At 51.8% G+C, this 19,274-nt stretch carries 15 protein-coding genes and 2 pseudogenes; 6 read left to right on the top strand and 11 right to left on the bottom strand.

The annotated features are described in order from the left end of the window. The first annotated feature begins 35 nt into the window (after nucleotides 1-35). The 3 genes from SPE70_RS12310 to SPE70_RS12300 all read left to right on the top strand — a co-directional run bounded on the left by SPE70_RS12310 (nucleotide 36) and on the right by SPE70_RS12300 (nucleotide 2,353). On the top strand, nucleotides 36-440 hold the full coding sequence (locus tag SPE70_RS12310) for a carboxymuconolactone decarboxylase family protein (RefSeq protein WP_064170209.1): 405 nt from the start codon (nucleotides 36-38) through the stop codon (nucleotides 438-440). A 292-nt stretch (nucleotides 441-732) separates the two neighbouring features. Continuing rightward, complete coding sequence (locus SPE70_RS12305; RefSeq protein ID WP_324726659.1) at nucleotides 733-1,365, top strand: histidine phosphatase family protein; 633 nt, start codon at nucleotides 733-735, stop codon at nucleotides 1,363-1,365. A gap of 67 nt (nucleotides 1,366-1,432) precedes the next feature. Beyond that, a complete protein-coding gene (locus tag SPE70_RS12300) occupies nucleotides 1,433-2,353 on the top strand; it encodes a LysR family transcriptional regulator (RefSeq protein WP_016160973.1) in 921 nt (306 codons plus the stop codon). Here the strand turns inward: SPE70_RS12300 and SPE70_RS12295 are convergent. From SPE70_RS12295 to SPE70_RS12285, 3 genes and pseudogenes are all read right to left on the bottom strand, one after another. Then, complete coding sequence (locus SPE70_RS12295; protein ID WP_064170071.1) at nucleotides 2,350-4,044, bottom strand: thiamine pyrophosphate-binding protein; 1,695 nt, start codon at nucleotides 4,042-4,044, stop codon at nucleotides 2,350-2,352. The genes SPE70_RS12300 and SPE70_RS12295 overlap by 4 nt on opposite strands. A 536-nt stretch (nucleotides 4,045-4,580) precedes the next feature. Then, nucleotides 4,581-4,829: pseudogene (locus tag SPE70_RS12290) on the bottom strand (M3 family metallopeptidase); the annotation flags it as partial. A 638-nt stretch (nucleotides 4,830-5,467) separates the two neighbouring features. Then, nucleotides 5,468-5,968 (bottom strand): Imm70 family immunity protein, encoded by a 501-nt coding sequence (locus SPE70_RS12285; protein WP_022065610.1) that lies wholly within the window; start codon nucleotides 5,966-5,968, stop codon nucleotides 5,468-5,470. Between the two features lie 373 nt (nucleotides 5,969-6,341). Here SPE70_RS12285 and SPE70_RS12280 point away from each other — a divergent pair, with 373 nt between their 5' ends. Beyond that, a complete protein-coding gene (locus tag SPE70_RS12280) occupies nucleotides 6,342-7,013 on the top strand; it encodes an SOS response-associated peptidase (RefSeq protein ID WP_022065611.1) in 672 nt (223 codons plus the stop codon). 842 nt (nucleotides 7,014-7,855) lie between these two features. On the opposite strand, the gene SPE70_RS12275 is transcribed toward SPE70_RS12280, so the two are convergent. From SPE70_RS12275 to dcp, 5 genes and pseudogenes are all read right to left on the bottom strand, one after another. Continuing rightward, nucleotides 7,856-8,191, bottom strand: coding sequence for a hypothetical protein (locus SPE70_RS12275; RefSeq protein WP_038422717.1), 336 nt, complete (start codon nucleotides 8,189-8,191; stop codon nucleotides 7,856-7,858). Between the two features lie 50 nt (nucleotides 8,192-8,241). Continuing rightward, complete coding sequence (locus tag SPE70_RS12270; RefSeq protein ID WP_420715782.1) at nucleotides 8,242-9,309, bottom strand: DUF637 domain-containing protein; 1,068 nt, start codon at nucleotides 9,307-9,309, stop codon at nucleotides 8,242-8,244. Between the two features lie 357 nt (nucleotides 9,310-9,666). Then, nucleotides 9,667-10,032: a DUF596 domain-containing protein gene (locus SPE70_RS12265; protein ID WP_022065614.1), complete on the bottom strand. Its 366-nt coding sequence runs from the start codon at nucleotides 10,030-10,032 to the stop codon at nucleotides 9,667-9,669. 9 nt (nucleotides 10,033-10,041) lie between these two features. Further along, nucleotides 10,042-11,595 (bottom strand): annotated as a pseudogene (locus SPE70_RS12260) (DUF637 domain-containing protein); the annotation flags it as partial. A 169-nt stretch (nucleotides 11,596-11,764) separates the two neighbouring features. Continuing rightward, entirely contained in the window at nucleotides 11,765-13,810 is a 2,046-nt protein-coding gene (gene dcp / locus SPE70_RS12255) for a peptidyl-dipeptidase Dcp (RefSeq protein WP_136047361.1), read from the bottom strand. A 130-nt stretch (nucleotides 13,811-13,940) separates the two neighbouring features. Here dcp and ydfG point away from each other — a divergent pair, with 130 nt between their 5' ends. Next, entirely contained in the window at nucleotides 13,941-14,690 is a 750-nt protein-coding gene (gene ydfG / locus SPE70_RS12250) for a bifunctional NADP-dependent 3-hydroxy acid dehydrogenase/3-hydroxypropionate dehydrogenase YdfG (protein ID WP_008805005.1), read from the top strand. A 91-nt stretch (nucleotides 14,691-14,781) separates the two neighbouring features. Then, the gene (locus tag SPE70_RS12245; RefSeq protein WP_008805006.1) at nucleotides 14,782-15,468 is read left to right on the top strand and encodes a GntR family transcriptional regulator; all 687 of its coding nucleotides are present in this window, start codon (nucleotides 14,782-14,784) and stop codon (nucleotides 15,466-15,468) included. A 50-nt stretch (nucleotides 15,469-15,518) separates the two neighbouring features. Here SPE70_RS12245 and SPE70_RS12240 read toward each other — a convergent pair whose 3' ends face one another. The 3 genes from SPE70_RS12240 to SPE70_RS12230 all read right to left on the bottom strand — a co-directional run bounded on the left by SPE70_RS12240 (nucleotide 15,519) and on the right by SPE70_RS12230 (nucleotide 19,248). Further along, nucleotides 15,519-15,950: a universal stress protein gene (locus tag SPE70_RS12240; RefSeq protein ID WP_008805007.1), complete on the bottom strand. Its 432-nt coding sequence runs from the start codon at nucleotides 15,948-15,950 to the stop codon at nucleotides 15,519-15,521. Nucleotides 15,951-16,214: 264 nt separating this feature from the next. Beyond that, nucleotides 16,215-17,678 (bottom strand): mannitol dehydrogenase family protein, encoded by a 1,464-nt coding sequence (locus tag SPE70_RS12235; RefSeq protein WP_109848873.1) that lies wholly within the window; start codon nucleotides 17,676-17,678, stop codon nucleotides 16,215-16,217. Nucleotides 17,679-17,964: 286 nt separating this feature from the next. Next, nucleotides 17,965-19,248 (bottom strand): MFS transporter, encoded by a 1,284-nt coding sequence (locus tag SPE70_RS12230; RefSeq protein WP_023322553.1) that lies wholly within the window; start codon nucleotides 19,246-19,248, stop codon nucleotides 17,965-17,967. Nucleotides 19,249-19,274: the final 26 nt, after the last annotated feature.

Here is a 19,274-nt window from a genome sequence, read left to right as displayed (position 1 = left end):
TTAATCTGTTTTCACTTAGTGCAGGAGGGTTAAAAATGATGACCAATACAGAGCTCCGTGAGCGAGGAATGAGATTGTTTAATGAGCTGTATGGAAATGGCGCAGGAGAAGAACTACGAAAGGACATGGCCGATTTGTGCCCTGATTTTACTGATATCTCGATCGAATGGGCTATGGGAGGCATCCTTGCACGCCCGGGGCTGGATGCTAAAACGCGGGAGATGGTTGTCATTGCTTCCTGCGTCACTCTGGGTCATACGGTTCCACAATTGAGGGCACACGCTCAGGCAGCGCTAAATGCAGGGGCAACCAGAGAAGAAATCATCGAGGTTGTCCTGCAATTACTGTTTTATGCAGGAGGCGCCGCGGTGCGCAATGCACTCGTCAATATACGCGATATTATAAATGCTGAGTTAAACGTCGAAGCGAAAATGTCCTGAAGACAATCGCTGTTTGCCATTCTAGCCATCCCATTTGACAAGCGTGCTGGCTCGGGTCATTGCCTGGCGCGTTTTTTGGATTGTCTGCATCACATTCCTAACCAGGCGTCACTGATTAAGGGAATGGGATGGCTAACTCGATTTCAGAGACGGTATCTCATCACTACATGCTGTCAGATACAAGGAAAGCGGGGAGGCAGAACCTGTCTTCGTCCAGTGCTAAAAATCCCACGCTATTAAAGGGATTTGTCTAAACGGTAGAATTTAAATCAACAACATACATGGCCATTTAATGATGCAAGTGATACTTGTTCGACACGCGGAAACAGAGTGGAATATAAAAGGAATAATTCAGGGACAGAGTGACAGTGCGTTAACCCCCCGCGGGGAGCGCCAAACATCAGCTTTACTTGCCGCGTTTGCAGCGAGTGATTACCGGGTAGACTGCGTTTACACGTCTCCGCTTGGTCGTGCCTGGCAAATGGGACAGCGCCTGGCTGACCATTTTCGTTGCCCATTGATAGCTGAGCCGACCCTCAAAGAACAGGCCTTTGGCCAGTTCGAAGGTATGTTAACGTCACAACTCATGCAACAACGTCCCCACGATGCGAATGCGTTATTCACACATGATGCCGAGTATTGCCCACCACAAGGAGAGTCATTAGCACAAGCAACCCGACGAGTAACAGGTTTCATACACAACCTACAAGAAACCACAGAACATCAGCGCATCTGTATTGTCACGCACGGGCAAGTCAGCCAGGGCGTGCTGGCGGTGCTTAAAGAAGGGACTATTGATAATTTTTCGCGGTACGCTCACCCTAATGCAAGTTACTCGGTGTTCGATTTCCGGGATGGGAAATGCCTGGCAATCAGATGGGGAATTGCCACACACCTGCTTCAACTCGAACGCCAGAACGCTTAATTTCATATGCATCTCTGCGGCAAACAAGTGATACCCTGGAAGGTATGAACCCGCTTCAGGAATGCTTATGAAACCAACCCTTAACCAGTTGATTAACTTTTGCACTGTTGCTGAAACCGGAAACATTGGCAAAGCCGCCAGTCAACTTAATATTTCGCAGCCTCCCTTAAGCCGGCAAATAGCCCAGCTGGAAACTATCCTCGGTGCAAAGCTATTTAACCGGGCCGCAAAAGGGGTCAGTTTAACCCTTGCCGGGGAGCAATTTCTGCTGGACTGTCGCGCGATGCTGGCAATGCTGGAGCAGGCCTGTAATAACGTACGGGCAATAGAATCAGGGCAGAAAGGGGTTCTGAAATTAGGCGCAACAATGTATGCCAGCTATAGCGTTGTGCCGCATGTTGCGATGCAGCACAGGAATACCTGTTCCGACGTGGAATTGCATTTTCAGGAGAGGGTCCCCTCTGATTTACACGCCGCATTACAGGATGGCAGATTGGACGCGGCAATCAGCTTCTCCGAGACGGCCACGCCGGGGATTCATTCACTGGTGCTCTTGCGTGAGCCGCTCATTGCCGCCCTTCCTGCCAACCACCCCCAGGTTCAACACGAGCATTTCAGGCTTGAATCACTCTGTGATGACCCGTTCATCACGGTTCCGCGCGAGAGCGCGCCGATGCTCTATGATTCCATCCTTCATCAGTGCCTCAAAGCTGGATTTAGTCCGCAAATAGGTCTGGAAGCCTCCGTGCAGCAGACTGTGATGAATTTTGTGGCCCATGGTGTTGGTGTCGCGCTTATTCCCGCCAGTATGGAGAATGCTCAATTACGCGGTGTGGTTTACCGGAAGCTGGAAAATCCGAATATGGTGGAGAATATGCTGATGTGGTCGGCAAAGAACACTAATCCGGCTTTACCGGGTTTTGTGAACCTGTGCCGCAGTATCAGGGATAAACTGGATGCGGCACAGTCCGGACGGATTAACGATTAACTTTTACTGATGATGATTTCGATCACGTTAGGCTTGCCACTCGCCAGTGCGGCCTCAACGGCCGGGCCGATATCGCCGGCACGGATAACTTTTCGGGTCTCCAGCCCCATCGATGCACCCAGTGCCTGATAATCCACTGCCGGATTAACCAAATCCATTGCGATGAAGCGATCTGTTTGGGCCGACGTATAATCCGCCTGTGAACGCATGAAGTTTTTCAATACGTTATATTCCGTGTTATTCATGACAATAAAGGTGACTGGCAGTTTTTCGTGTGCGGCCGTCCAGAGAGCCTGAGGGGAGTACATCGCCGCGCCGTCTCCCACAAAACACACCACAGGCGCTTTTCCCAAACCGAGTGAATAGCCCACCGCCGCGGGCATCCCCCATCCCAGGCCACCGCCGCGTAAAAAGGCATATTGATCCGCGCGGTGACTGTTGAGAGACTTGCGAAGCGAGCCGCTGGTGGCAATCGCCTCGTCAACAATGGCCACATCTGGTCCGATCGCCCTTGCTGCCTCAAACGCCGCCACCAGCGGCGTAATTACCGTAGCAGATTGTTGTTCCTGAACCTGCCCGAGCAGACTTTCTTTGCTCAATTTAAACTCATTAATCGCCTTTTCAAAACGGCGTTGATAATCACGGCGATGGTTTGCCGTGGCTTTCTCCAGTTCAGGAAGTAGCACCTTTAACGATGATTTAATATCGCCAACCACTGAGAGTTCACTACTGTAGGTGCGTCCCAGGTCGCCCGCATCGGCTGATAACTGGAACACTTTGCACTGCTCCGGCACTGCCTGACCTTCGGTATAAAGAATAGTGATAAGCGACTTACCGCCAAGGGCAAAAATAGCATTGTACTGGCTTAATGCTCGGTTAATTTCCGTCGCTTTCGTGGACAGATTGCCCCGCCAGAGAGGGTGTGCTGTTGGGTAGGGGATCCGGTTCGGCCATGTTGAACCGTACACGTCAGCGGCAAGCATCTCAGCAAGAGCAACAACCTCATTGGCCGCTTCACTTTGATAGATTTCGTCGCCGGCAATCAGTGCGACTTTACCCGGAGTAAATGCCGCCAGCTTACTCGCCAGCAAAGGTAACGAACCCGCGACTGCATTGCGGTCGATAGTAGAAGGCGCGCCAATGCCGATAGCACTCATCGCCTCCATCACATCCATCGGAAGCGACAGGAAAACGGAGCCTTTCGGTGCAGCGTCAGAATCGTGGAAGGCCCGACGAACTAATACCGGTAGCTGGTCAACGTGGGTAACCTCCTGTGACCATTTCGCGAACGTTTTACCCATACCGACCAGATCACCCAACAATAATGGGTCGGTTGTCGTGTGGCGTGAATCCTGCTGCCCCGCCGTCACCACCAGTGGTGTCTGTGAGCATTTTGCATTCAACAGGTTTCCCATGCCGTGGCCTAAACCACCGGCGGTATGCAGATTCAGAAAGCCTGGTTTTTTTGCTGCCTGCGCATAACCGTCCGCCATGGCGACTGCACTCGCTTCCTGCAGAGCTAACACGTACTGAATTGACGGTTTTCTTAACAGCGCATCCATAAACGGCAGTTCGGTGGTACCTGGATTACCAAACACATATTCCACCCCTTCACTTTCCAGAACTTCTAACAATACATCACCGCCGCGGCGTGCATTGGCATTCTGGACTTTAGTTATTGCATTACTCATAGACTGATCACCTCTGTCTGCGTATTCCTTCGCCCTGTCTGGCGGGTGATTCAATCTTAATAACAGGCATAACACCCTTTCCAATACTATATTGATGCCCAGCCATACCCTTTTAGGTATGGGAAGTCATGCGCTGTCCGTTAGCAAATGGAAAGCTATAACGGACTGAGACACTGACACTCAATAAAAGCCAGCCACATTATCGAAACCCTCTCTGATGTCTGCTATTCGCTGAATCTCGCCGCCGCAGTGCGAGCATGATGTGGGGTTTTCTTTAGCCATCTACTCTGCCTCGCCTGGTGCTGGCCCCCCTTCTGACGGGCATCAGATAAGATGACAGCGCAATATCACAACGATCGCGGTTTGACTCGATGAACGTGGAAGATGTCGTGACGTGAGAAATGGAGCTCTATCACCCTGCAATTTTTCAGCATTGAAGGATTCATGTTGGCGAGGAATTTTGCTGCGGTTTTGGGAAAGAAAAAATCGAAATAACCGGGCATCGCGCCCGGTTATCGTGTCAGCCCGAAATTGCCCTACGCATTCAACCCACGATTTTTCAGCATCGGCTCAATCTGTGGATCGTGCCCGCGCCACTGGCGATAAAGTTCAGCTAAATCAGTGCTATTGCCGCGCGACAGAATCGCTTCCCGGAAGCGCTGACCGTTCTCACGGGTCAAACCGCCCTGCTCCACGAACCACTGATAGCCATCGTCGGCCAGCATCTGGGTCCACAGATAGGCGTAATAGCCTGCCGCATAGCCGCCGCCGAAAATATGGGAGAAGCATCCTTTTCAATGGGTGCATTTACCAATAAAAATCATAAAGTTAACTTCCTTTTATTATGAAAATCCCGTTGATTTAAGCATAAATACAATCTCATACAATTCAGTCAGATACAGATCGTTTTGGGGAAGACATTCTCTCAATAATGCCTAATCAGCACCTTTATCAGTTCATTTTTCATACTGATAACTATCAAATAGTGTCCTGTAAGGATGAGGTAACGACTCTATTCTTCTGACCTATAATTTTAAGTCTGGCATCTGACTGGAGGTAACCATGTGCGGACGCTTTGCTCAATCACAAACCCGTGAAGAGTACCTGGCTTATCTTGCAGAAGAAGCGGAGCATATGGATGAGGCTGGATATTGAAGGAATGCTCTGACAATGAAGCTTCCACTCGCGTCTGAAGCTGAGACAGTGGTGTACAGTGCGACAGGTTACATACGCGCTGTGTTCTGTACGTATTACTGAACTAGCACTCGAACGCCGACACTTCGGTTAACGATGTATTTCGGAGTTTCCCCCGGCGTGAAGTCTTCGCGTAATTTCATACATGAGCAGAATCAAAATATTCTTTAGGATGATACAAAATAACCTTTCCCCGCAACGAACTGCGGGAAAAGGTTACACTAATCAATCATCTCTTCCAGAAAGGAAGGTCATCGTCAGCCAGACGCTCAAACTCCTCAACGGGTCTTTTACTGTCTTCTATTGCATAGGGTATCTCAGTTCTCCCAAGTAGCATGGGAACAAATTCGCCAAAGTCATCATGAAGGAAAAGAGTCATATCATAGGCGATATTAAATGCTTTGAAAATTGTACTGAAAAACGATCCCAAATCAGCAGCCTGCGTGTCCCATGACGTTTTATTCTTATCGACTCCGAACATTGAATAGAACTCGTTATGCAGGGGAAGCCTTGCAAGGCGCGCTTGTATCTCGTCCATTTCTAGCTTTGCTGTTTTTATCTCATCAAAACTCAAAGCTTTTTTATATAGTTTTAACATTACCACAGGATAGTTTGCACCCCAACTCCCCTGTTCGAGAGTTTCAGACACTGTGTTAAAAAACAGTTCAACATCATCAGGGGACCCGAGTTCATATATAGTTGAAGCACCTAAGAGACCAATTTTATTCATTTTTCGATAAACCTTATATTCGAAGCTTTAATTATTCCATTTGCTTTACTGCTGATGTCTTTAAGGATTTTTCGTCGAATTTCATCAGTTAAGAGCTGCCCTCTGACATCAATGACCAGCTCGTGTACCATTCCCTGGGGCAAGTGCACTAGGCGTGCTACAGCTTGTTCCAAAACCTCGATAATCAAACCACTAAGCGGGATATTACCACCGATCCGCTGGGCTCCAACGTCGCCGCGGTGGTCCGCCACGCCGAATGATCGGTACTGGTGGTCCGCTAACTTTCATGATAACGGCATTCACTAAGATCACCCATTCATTGAGCACTCACACGCGACGTCTATACTTTTAGTCTTACTGACTGGAGGTTTCTATGTGTGGACGTTTTGCACAAGCCCAAACCCGTGAAGAATACCTGGCATACTTGGCGGATGAAGCCGAGCGCGACATTGCATACGACCCTGAGCCGATTGGGCGTTACAACGTGGCGCCAGGGACTAAAGTTTTGCTTCTGAGCGAACGAGACGAACAGCTGCACCTCGATCCGGTTCACTGGGGTTACGCACCCGGGTGGTGGGATAAACCGCCTCTGATTAACGCACGCGTCGAAACGGCGGCCTCCAGCAGAATGTTCAAACCTCTCTGGCAACATGGCCGGGCGATCTGCTTTTCAGATGGGTGGTTTGAATGGAAGCGTGAGGGCGACAAGAAGCAGCCCTATTTCATTCATCGTGCTGAAGGCCAACCAATATTCATGGCTGCGATCGGCAGCGTTCCTTTCGAGCGTGGGGATGATGTAGAGGGATTTTTGATTGTGACCGCTGCGGCCGATCAGGGGCTGGTCGATATTCACGACCGCCGGCCGCTGGTTCTGACGCCGGAAGCAGCTCGTGAATGGATGAGGCAGGATATCGGAGGGAAAGAGGCAGAGGAGTTAATTGCAGATGGTACGGTTCCAGCAGACCATTTCAAATGGCACCCGGTTTCCCGCGCGGTGAGCAATGTTAAGAATCAGGGGCCGGAATTGATACAAAACCTCACCTAAACAAATATGTTACATCGTTCACGATGAGTGTTTTCCTGTGCCTAAAGTTGACATTACAAACATAGCTTTATTCATCACTCAGGCACAACTCGCCTTCCAGCCCGAATTAGAATCAGTTTGAAGGTCCGGCCTTAGCAGTCTGTTCTCACTATTAATAACTGAGAACAGACTGATATGCTCGCTTTCATTTTTGGGTGGCAGGATCGAATCGCAGGGCGTACACTGATAGTATTGGATTGCTTCTTAGAAAGAACACTTTTTAGTAATGCTTTAAAATGGATCACAGAACTCAACTAGGGTATACGATGATAGAGCACACCTTTTTATTTATCGGTTTTGCCACAGCAGTCTGGAACTAACAGATTCTGGAAAACCGGAGAGTGATATTAATACATTATTCAGTTTCCTAAATAATTTACATTCATTACAGGACAGATTCCATGAGCAGTTTGATAGAAATATTTCACAGCACTCAGAATTTAAATTACTGCGAATAATAAGAAACTATCATCATGTCCGTGATGTTGATGAATTCCGAGTTTATAATGTCAGAAATGAATTTACACTTAGTCATTCCGAGATGATTATTACTCCGGTATAATAACCTGTGCACGGTTAGTTAATACCTCAATCGCATTATTGATAACCGCATGAAATGAAAACACTTACCTAATAAAAGAATTTACGGTTAGCGAAATAGCACCGCTAGTTTACATAAAAAGAATTAGCATGGAATATTTTATTTCCCGCGTGGTCAATTTTTTGTCGGTCGCTTGGGGAGAGGTTGTTACCAAAACATATGTATACCCCCTCCCCTATTAAACAGCAGCGAGGAATTTATTTTAAATTATCATAGGCCCGAGCCATTCAAGCTTCCCCCTCATACTTTCAGGAACCAAAGAGAATAACATTGAAATTCTCTTTAGTTGATGTTCGTATAAGAAGCTTTTCTTTTTACTACAGTCCTCATAGTACCAACGAGCATGTGTATTTAAAAAACGAATGTCCGCATCATTAAAGTCGTCATACTTCAATAGTAAATAAAACTGATGTATAAGCTGAGACTCATAATATACAGACCTATCTCTTGCTTTAAAGAAAGCACCATGAGTTGATACACTTCTTATTTGTAATAAACTCCCCTGCAGGATGTCTAAGTATATATCTTTCTTTTTCATAAAATAATCCTTTTGCAATCCCCCTTGAGGAATGCCTCAAGGGGGATTTTTTATTTTCTTATTGGGAGTGGTTTAGAAGTATCCATGTAATTCGCATCATATGTCCACGACCCATTTTTAATCAATAAATTTATAAACTTAGGGTCACCCGTTTCATTATAGTATTCAACTGCTGCAACCATGTGATGATTTCCATCAGATACATAGTATACCCCTTTCTTATCAGTATAACCCGCAATAATCCCATTTTTTGGTTCAAGCGGAAATGTGTTGTTTCGCATCTGGTTCTTATAAACATCGACTTCCCCCGGTTTACCTAAACCAACCTGCGCACTTCTTATATACGATGGAACACCTTTTTGTGAAAGAATACCTATTTCAGTAAGATATTTCCCGATAGCAGGGGCAACAACTTTACCAGCGCCCCAACCTGCGACCCACATTGCAGCATCAGTCAGCGCCTCCTTACCCCATAACTTTAATCCGCACCCCGTACCAGCTGCCCATCCACAGGTATCAAATCTGTCAAAGGCATTTTCCCCCATTTGTTGATACTGTCCGGCGATGTCAAATCCAATCTGAATTCCTAGCTCTCTATAACCACTTGCACCAGATATTCCAGCCAGCATTTCATTAATACAGTCATCATTACCGGTAATCCTGCAGCTTTCAAACTGTTTCTCATTTTTGGCTGACAATAATGTTATTTCCTTGCGTACGTCAGCTTCACAACCGCCGTTTCCTTTACAGTCAGCTAATTTTTTCGCCATCCTGGCGGGCTCATCATGCATCAGAAAATTATATCGAAGCACGTTTTCTGCAGCATTAGCGCCACTATTTGCACCATCGGATGAGTTTGTTACTGCAGCCCCAGAGATCGCTCCAATAATCCTCCCTGCAGACTGGATCTGATGATCCCGCGTAGCTGGTTCAACGAATATTTCTCCGAGAGTGATCGCTGCCAACTCCGCCGCCAGAGCTCCGGCAGCAGCCTCTTTTCCATCCCCTCGACTAATTTCTGCACTGATACCCGAGACCACTGCATGGCTCAGCGGTTTGCCAGGCAGTCCCAGAATCTCACCGTTGTCGCCAATCAGACCTGCACCCTCGGCGTTTATCTGATTGCCGATATTTGCTAGCAGGGCGTTAGTGAGGTTATCCTATGTGGCAACCGGCTGCGCTTTGTCAGCGCAAAGGCCGGCAGGCATGCCACGGAATTAGTGGCGGAAAGGCCCCACGGGATCGCCAGACAACGATGGCTTCTGACACAGGCTGCAGGATAAGTGCGGCCGAAAAATGAGCCTCTGGTTAAAAATACAGCAAAAACAGTATCTTATCGCCATAACTCCCCGATACCTTACCATCACTGCGTTTCGGGATCCTGTGTTCATGGTCAGTGAGTTTTTACAACGTTTTTCCAAATTCCTAACCATCAAGGATAACGGCTCCGAAGAGCCGTTATGACTAGCGGTGCATCAAGTCCAGTCTTCATAGCCATTGTCATGGATCCAGACAATGCCGCCAGGGCATTTTTCCGTCAGAAACCAGAAACTATCAAAAGCATCCTCTTCCATTTCCTCCTGGTTTAGGGGAAAGTTTTCACGATACAAAGAAATTTGTTCGTCGATACTTCCTTCCAGATATTTTCCTCGACTTGCTAATTTTATTTTTCCTTCCCGAAGAAGGCGTTCCATAAGTTCAAAAAAATAGTCACATTTTTCTTTATATGATAACTCTTCTTTCCCAAAATTATCCGCCCTCATGGCAGACCATACGGTACCTATGGATGATCCTTCCAGTTCCTCAGCAAACATCTTATATTCATCATCGCTATATAACATATAAACACCTCACCGAAACTTGATCTCAACTTTTTTCTTAACCTTGCCCTGTAAGGCTTGTAAGTCTTTATTACCTAAAATTTCTATTGTCCAGCGAGCATTCGTTTTTTCTTCGCTGGCGGAATAGTCACGCAAGCTTATTGTTACACCATCTTTTTTTGAAAAATAAACTGTACCTAAAGGAGTCGTGACTTCTTTAAATGGCTCTCCCCCCGTCAAAGATTGCGCATAATCAATGATATCTCGGTCGGAGAGTTTCTCTGTCGCAAAGACCTTGGTCGTTCCGTACTTATTACCTCCCCCGTCACCCAACACCTGCGCAAACTCCTTCCCGAACACATTGAGCTTATCGCTACTCTGTTTTGGATCAAACACTTTAACTAACTGGTCAGTATTGGTTTTCTGAATATCGCGGACATAATCTGCCGTTTTCGTCGACAGATTAGCTCCGGCTGCTGTTTCGCCTTTAATAAAACCAGCAACAGGCTGAATATTTAGTGTTTTTGTTATATTCAGTTCATCGTAGGCCTTCACCAACTGCTGTGAAAGCTTCTTCAAGTTGTCTTCGGTTTTACCCAGAATCAATGTGCTGCCGGTCGTTACAGCGCCTGTACCAATGATGGCCTCTGGTGCCACAATATCTGCCGCATAAATACCCGCCTGATTCAGGCAGAGCGCAGGATTTGTTTTACAACCGGCGATAACCAGTCTTGCTGCCAGAACCAGCTCGGGTGCCGCACCAACCAGAGTCATGCCACCTGCGGTCAGCGCCATACCTCCACCGCTGGCAGCAGCCACGATAATCGCCGCTTCCCGCCGGGCCTGAACGCGTTTGGCTGCTTCCTTGTCCCCTTTATCTGCCGCAAGAATATCCCGCTGATTATCCAGAGCATATTGTTGTAGCATATGCTCCGTCATATTGTAACGGTAAACATTTTGCGCGCTGTCTGCTCCGCTATACGCACTTTCGGGAGTATGTGTGGTCAGCGCCCCGGTCAGCGCGCCAATAACACGGGCCGTCTGCTCTTTTGCCTCATTACCGTTTAGCGCTTCCTGCAGACGCCGCAACTGGCGCTCTTGTTCATTTAGATTTGCGGGTTCGAACAACGAGCTTTGCATGATGACCCCGGCCAGTTCCGCTGCCAGTGCGCCGGCGGCCGCGCCTTTACCATCACCTCGTCCGATTTCCGCGCTGATGCCAGCAAGGACCGCATGGCTGACCGATTTTCCGGCCACGCCTAACACTTCACCGTTGTCCCCAATCAGCCCTGCGCCTTCGGCCTGAACCTGATTACCAATATTTGATAACAGCGCATTGACCAGATTGTCCTTAAAGCTGCCGCCATTGATGCCGGTGTTCAGGCTGGAGCTGATAACCGACTGCCCGGCCACACGCTGGACAACCTTACTCCACCCCTAATCCTTTGTCAGAGCCGGCAGACGCGCCTTGTCCGGCGACACACTGACGTTCATCACCTCATCGAATCCGGCCAGCGCCCCGCCTATAGCCATGGAGGTGGCCAGCGATTTGACCGAACTGCTGCTTCCCAGTGCCGACAGGGTGTCCATCACACTATAAATTTGAGCTACGTGAAAAAATGGGACTCTATCTTCCTGCAAATTTTCCCTGGTTTAAGGATTCATTTTTAGAAAGATTTTGCAGCGGTTTTGCCGAAAAAATCGTAAAAAAACCGGGCATCGCGCCCGGTTATCGTGTCAGCCCGAAATGACCCTACGCACTCAGCCCACGGTTTTCCAGCATCGGCTCAATCTGTGGATCGTGCCCGCGCCACTGGCGATAAAGTTCAGCTAAATCAGTGCTATTGCCGCGCGACAGAATCGCTTCCCGAAAACGCTGACCGTTCTCACGGGTCAAACCGCCCTGCTCCACAAACCACTGATAGCCGTCGTCGGCCAGCATCTGGGTCCACAGATAGGCATAATAGCCTGCCGCATAGCCGCCGCCGAAAATATGGGAGAAATAGCTGCTGCGATAGCGCGGCGGAACGGCCGCCAGATCCAGGTGTTCTTCCTGCAATATCTTCTGCTCAAACCCATCCACGTCCTCCGGTATTGCCGAGGTCGACAGGCTATGCCAGCGCATATCGAGCAACGCAGCAGCCAACAGCTCGCTCATGTCGTACCCTTTATTGAAGGTTGCCGCACGCAACATATTGTCGCGTAGCGCCTCCGGCATCGGCTCCCCGGACTGGTAGTGCTTCGCGTAGTGGGCAAACACCTGCGGCTGGCTGGCCCAGTGTTCGAAAATCTGCGAAGGAAATTCGACAAAATCGCGCGGGGTATTGGTTCCGGAGAGACTGGCGTAACGCTGGCTGGCGAACAGCCCATGCAGGGTATGGCCAAACTCATGGAACAGAGTGATCACCTCATCCCACGACAACAGCGCGCTCTGCCCTGCCTGCGGCCGGGCGTAGTTGCAGACATTGTAGATAACCGGTCGCTGCTCCCGCAGGGTAGACTGTTCGACAAACACATCCATCCAGGCGCCGCCGCTTTTTGAGTCGCGTGCGTAGTAGTCACCGTAAAACAGCGCCATCCCTTCTCCGTTGTGATAGAAGATCTCCCAGACCCGAACATCCGGGTGATAGACGGGGATATCGAAGCGCTCGACAAAGCGGAGGCCAAAGAGCTGCGTGGCCGTCCAGAAGACGCCATCCTGCAGCACGCGCTCGAGAGCAAAATAGGGTTTAAGCTGCGCATCATCAATGGCAAAGGCAGCTCGCCGCACCTGTTCGCTGTAATAGAGCCAGTCCCATGCTGCGGCGCGAAACGCCCCGCCCTCGTTATCAATCACCTGCTGGATGTCAGCCAGCTCTCGTTCAGCCCGCGCCCGCGCAGCCGGCGCGATCCGGCGCATAAAAGTTAATGCCTCCGCCGGAGAGGCGGCCATTTGATCGGTCAGCGCCCAGCTGGCGTAATCGGCCGCGCCCAGCAGTTCCGCCTGCTGCGCGCGGATCGCCGCCAGTCGCAGCACCAGGCGACGTGTATCATGCTCATCACCCTGCTGATTGCGCGTCCAGCCGGCGGCAAAGAGATTCTCCCGCGTCTGTCGGTCGCGCAAAGAGAGCAGCGGCGGCTGCTGGGTGGTATTGGTCAGCGTCAGCAGCCAGCGGTCACTGAGCCCTTTTTCCCGCGCCGCGTCGGCGGCCGCCGCTATCTCCTCATCCGCCAGGCCATCCAGTTGATGTCGGTAATCAACCACCAGTCCACCGTTTTTGGCCGCCCCCAGCAACCGCTGCTGGAACTGACTTTGCAGGGTCGCCGCTTCGGTGTTCAGCGTGCGTAGCACCGCCTTCCGCGCTGGCGCCAGCGTCGCCCCAGCATGGACAAAACGTTGCCAGGTGAGGGTCAGGAGACGATGAGATTCGCTGTCTAACGCCAGCGCGTCACGCTGCTCATAGACGCTGTTCACTCGCTGAAATAAGGCCTCGTTAAGCCAGATGTCATTCCCCAGCTCGGCGAGCTCAGCGGAAAATTCTTCATCCAGAGACTGAATGAACGGGTTGGTGTGGGCGCCAGCCATGGCGAAAAAGACCCGCGTCACTCGCGCCAGCAGCTGTCCGCTCTGTTCAAGGGCCTCAAGAGTGTTGGCAAAATTCGCCGGCTCCGGGTTGTCGATTATCGCGCGGATCTCCGCGCGCTGCTGCCGGACACCCTCATCAAACGCCGGGCGATAGTGGTAGTCCTGGATGAGATCAAACGGGGGTGCCTGGTAAGGCAGCAAACTGACGCTAAAAAAGGGATTTTGTTCAGACATCTTTCTCTCCTGCACAGGCTAATCCTGTAAGATTAGGCTTCTCCTTAAGGGGTCGCAATGATTTCCGTTACCGGTCGCCGTCTGTGCGTGCTATGGTATGAAAACACAAAAAGCGTTGAGGAACAGTAAGATGATTATCATGGTTACCGGTGCCACCGCCGGTTTTGGTGAAAGTATTACTCGCCGTTTCGTCGCTAACGGCCATAAAGTGATTGCCACCGGACGTCGTGAAGAGCGCCTGAAGACGCTGAAAGACGACCTCGGTGACAACCTTTATATCGCCCAGCTTGACGTCCGTAACCGCGCCGCCATTGAGACGCTGATTGCCGATCTGCCCGCCGAGTGGCAGGCGATTGACGTCCTGGTGAATAACGCCGGTCTGGCGCTGGGTCTGGAGCCGGCGCACCGCGCCAGCGTGGAAGACTGGGAAGATATGATCGACACCAATAATAAAGGGCTGGTGTACATGACCCGCGCGGTTCTGCCGGGTATGGTGGAGCGCAATCGCGGGCATATCATTAACATCGGCTCCACGGCAGGCAGCTGGCCTTATGCCGGGGGCAACGTCTATGGGGCGACCAAAGCCTTCGTCCGTCAGTTCAGTCTGAATCTACGCACCGACCTGCATGGCACCGCGGTGCGCGTCACCGACATCGAGCCGGGTTTGGTGGGAGGCACCGAGTTCTCCAACGTCCGCTTTAAAGGTGATGACGCCAAGGCCGGGAAAACTTATGAGAACACCGAAGCCCTGACGCCGGAAGATGTGACCGAGGCGGTCTGGTGGGTGGCCACCCTGCCGAAGCACGTCAACATCAATACCCTGGAGATGATGCCGGTGAGCCAGAGCTTTGCCGGACTCAGCGTTCACCGTCAGGGCTAACCGTCAGCCACCCGGCCTGCGGGCCGGGTATGGGCGGAACCGCAAAAAACGCGTAAAATAGTGCGCATAATCCCTTAAAAAGTAACCATCAATGGCCGCAGAATCGCAACTGAATCCGACGCAACCCGTTAATCAGCAAATTTATCGCATCCTTCGCCGGGATATCGTTCACTGCCTGATCCCGCCTGGCACACCGCTGTCCGAGAAAGAAGTCTCCGTGCGTTTCGATGTGTCGCGTCAGCCGGTGCGCGAGGCCTTCATCAAGCTGGCGGAAAATGGGCTTATCCAGATACGTCCCCAGCGCGGCAGCTACGTCAATAAAATTTCCTTGTCGCAGGTGCGCAATGGTTGCTTTGTCCGCCAGGCGATTGAGTGCGCGGTGGTCCGCCGCGCCGCCGGCATGATTAACGATGAGCAGGTTTATCAGCTGGAGCAGAATCTCCATCAGCAGCGTATTGCCGTCGACAGACAACAATCAAACGACTTTTTCCTGCTTGATGATGAGTTTCACCAGAAGCTGTCGATCATTGCCGATTGTCAGCTGGCGTGGGATACGGTGGAAAATATTAAAGCCGCCATCGACCGCGTGCGCTACATGAGCCTGGACCATATCACCTCACCGGAGATGCTCCTGCGTCAGCACCATGAGATTTTCACCGCGCTGGAAAAACGCGACGCGGAGGCAGTAGAGCAGGCAATGAATGTCCATCTGCATGAAATCAGCGAGTCCGTGTTACTGATCCGCCAGGAGAACCGCGACTGGTTTAGCGAAGATTAATGGTCAGACGGCTGCCCAGCGTGGCTGACGCAGCCGTCGTCATGAGGGGATTAACGGACGACCAGCACCGGCGTTTTGGCGTAGCGCAGAATCGACTCGGCGTTGGAGCCCAGCAGATGGGTGGAGATGCCCGGTTTGCGGGATCCAACCACTATCACATCGAACTCTTCGTTATTACTGATAGCCAGAATTTCGTCGCGCACGTTACCAAAGACCACCCGGGTATGGATCCGCGACATCGGAATGTCGAACAGTCGCGCCACCTCGCGCATCTTTTTCTCCGACTCTTCTTTCATATAGGCTTCAAATTTACGAATATCCGCCGTAAAGCCGCGTAATAGTGAACGACTGCTGTTCGGCAGAACGTTGAGCAATGTGATTTCACCGTTTTCTGCAGTGGCGAGGAATTCCGCGTGACGCACAGCTTTATCGCTTAAATCCATTTCAAAGACATCAACAGGCAATAAAATTTTTTTATACATGGCCCGTACTCCTTTTCCAGAGAAAGTTCTTTTTCAATGACTTAACTATGCCATTATGGCAGTAAATTACCAGCCATTATTCGGAAAAATAACAGCTAATTATCTTTAGTAAATCAGGGAAATATAGAGTTATGTATAGACATTGCGTTCGATCATCTTTTCAGCGCGCTAAAACCGATCGACAGCAAAAAAGAAATATCAGCGGAAGGTGGCAGAGATAACAAAATAGCCGGTGTCGACGACGAGGCCGACACCGGAAGCGGATTATTGCTCGGCAGCCCACGCGGCGACAGTGGCTTTGGCCCCCAGCCGCTGCAGCGCCAGATAGGCGCGGGTCACCGCCGAGACGAAACGGGGCTCCTGCGGCAACGCCAGGCCGAAGATCGCCTCAATACCCAGCAGCGCTTTCACCCGCGCTTCACCCTCGGCGCTGGCCGCCACCGCCTGTTGGATAACCGGCAACAGCGGATCGCAAATCTCAATCGCCTGGCCGGCATCGTCAACGCCGCCGACATAGCGCATCCAGCCCGCCACACCGAGCGCCAGCAGCGTGAAATCTTGCTGGTGCGCCAGATGCCAGCGTACGGAGTCCAGCATGCGCTGCGGCAACTTCTGGCTGCCGTCCATGGCTATCTGCCAGGTACGGTGCTTCAGCGCCGGATTGCAGTAGCGGTCAATTAGCAGACTGGCATAGCGCGGAAGATCCACCCCCTGCACTTTCAGCGTCGGCGCCTGTTCGTCCAGCATCAGCGCCAGCGCCGCGCGGCGGTAGTTGTCATCCTGCATACAGTCGTTGATGTGCTGATAACCGGCCAGATAGCCCAGGTACGCCAGGAACGAGTGGCTACCGTTGAGCATCCTCAGCTTCATCTCTTCAAAAGGCACTACATCGGCGACCAGTTCCGCTCCCGCTTTTTCCCACTGCGGACGTCCGGCAACAAAGTTATCCTCAATCACCCACTGACGGAAAGGTTCGCAGGCCACCCCGGCCGGGTCGCGCACGCCGGTCAGTTGCTCAATTTTATCGAGGGTTTCCGCGGTAACGGCTGGGACAATGCGGTCCACCATGGTCGATGGGAAGGTGACGTTCTGTTCAATCCAGGCCGCCAGCTCCGCGTCCAGCGCCCGGGCGTAGGCGCAGACGACATTGCGCATCACGTGACCGTTTTCCGGCATGTTGTCGCAGGACATCACGGTAAAAGCCGGCAAGCCTGCCGCCCGACGGCGAGCCAGAGCCTCCACCACCACGCCCGGCGCCGATTTTGGCTGGTGCGGGTTGTGCAGATCGGCGACGATCAGCGGGTGATCGAGCTGCAGCTCGCCGCTGGCCGGCGAATGACAATAACCTTTCTCGGTAATGGTCAGGGAGACAATGGCTACCTGAGGCTCACACATCGCCGCCAGCACCGCTTCGAGGCCATCAACCTGGGCGTGCAGCGCCTTCTTCACCACCCCAACCACGCGTGCGGTCCAGGCGTCGGCGGACATTTCGGCCACAGTGTACAGCCGATCCTGCTGGCGGAGGTCGGCGATCTGCTGCTCGCCGCCGATGAGATTGACTTCGGTATAGCCCCAGTCGCTGCCATGTTCACTGGCAAGAATATCGGCATATACCGCCTGATGGGCGCGGTGGAATGCGCCAAAACCAAGGTGCACGATACGGGGGATCAGCGCGCTGCGATCGTAGCCTGGCAGCATGGCGTTGGCGGTTAAAAGGGTGTTTTCCATGATGACTCTCGTTGTTATGTGTCTCATCAACCATTCTCGGGGAGAACTCTCGAGGAGAATGCCTTTGTGTCCCAACCATCGCACGCAATTGGTATAACATCTTTGATTTCTGTCAACTACCATACAAGAAGATATGACCGGTTCGCTGCCGGGAGTGAACCGTCACAAGATCATCGCTGATGGAATGGGAAACAGTCGCCGCGAGGAAATAAAAGAAGTCGACGAATGACACACCAGCCACGCGTCCCTGCGGGCCTGTCGCTTAACCGGGAGTCCGGTCTGGCAGTTAGTCGATACGGGTTTTAACGATAAAGAAGTAGCACAACGCCCCGGTGAAGGTCACGCCGGCGGCGATCACCAGCGCCAGATTAAAAGAATGAGTGGTATCCACCACCCACCCGGTGACGATCGGCGCAAAGGAGGCAAACACAAAGCTGCCAAAGTTCTGGATCGCTGCCACCGAAGCCACTTTATGCTCTGCCACCAATACCTGCACCAGCCCCCAGGCCGACGTCCCGGCAAAATGGACGCAAAACAGCGCCATGGAGATAAAAGCCACCGCCTGGGTCGGCGTGGAGGATTGCACCACCAGCAGGGTGCCCAGGGCCGACAGCACCAGACCGATCACGATCGCCGTTTTCCGGGTTTTCGCCAGATCGTAACCTCTGCGCGCCAGAGCATCGACCACCAGGCCATTGACCCACATCCCCACCGCCGCCGCAAGGAACGGGATCGCCGCCACCCAGCCGGTACGGGCCAGGCTTAATCCCTGCTGTGCCTGCAAATAGCCGGGCAACCAGGCGATATACAGCCAGCCGGTGTAGTTCACACCGGAAAAGCCCAGAATCATCCCCCAGGTGGTGCGCCGTTTAAACAGAGCCAGCCATTCGCTAAATTTCAGCGCCGGGCGGGCCACCTCCTCGCTGGCCAGATACTGCTGCTCCTCTTCCTGAAGGGTGAAGTGCCGGCGATTTCGGTAGCCCACATACCAGCACAGACCGACCACGATACCGGCTAAGCCAATCACCACAAACATCGTTCGCCAGCCCCAGGCCAGTTGCATAATAACCAGAGCCGGTGGCGCAATGGCCTGCCCCAGCACCGTCGAGGAGTTAAATATCCCCACCGCCGTACCGCGCTCTCTTTGCGCATACCAGTCATTGATTGATTTCACACCGGCGGGCATAAATGGCGCTTCACCAATCCCGAGGCCAATGCGCAGCAGAATAAAATGCGAGAACGAATTGACCATCCCGGTCAGGGCCTGCATTGCGGACCAGAAAATCAGTCCGGCGCCGAGCACAATGCGCGGTCCAACGCGATCCAGCAATATTCCCGACGGCAATTGTGCGAAGCCGTAGGAGAGCGAAAAGGCGGAGAGCAGCACCCCAAACTCGGTGGCGCTGAGTCCCAGGTCGGCGCGTATCGCCTCCCCGGCGACGCTCAGCGAAGAGCGGTCAAGAAAGTTGACGATACCGGCGATAAACAGCAGCGTCAGGGTGATCTTCTGCACCCGACGGATACGCAGCGGCGTCGCCCCCGTCCGGGCGGCAAGTGTCTCGATAGCCATCGTTGTTCCTTACAGAGTCATAACAA

The sequence above is a fragment of the Klebsiella sp. ZJOU C1 genome (assembly GCF_035620215.1).
GTDB classification, from domain to species: Bacteria; Pseudomonadota; Gammaproteobacteria; order Enterobacterales; family Enterobacteriaceae; genus Klebsiella; species Klebsiella variicola.
The sequence above is the reverse complement of the archived record's forward strand: the minus strand, read 5'-3'. Positions and strand labels throughout refer to the sequence as shown.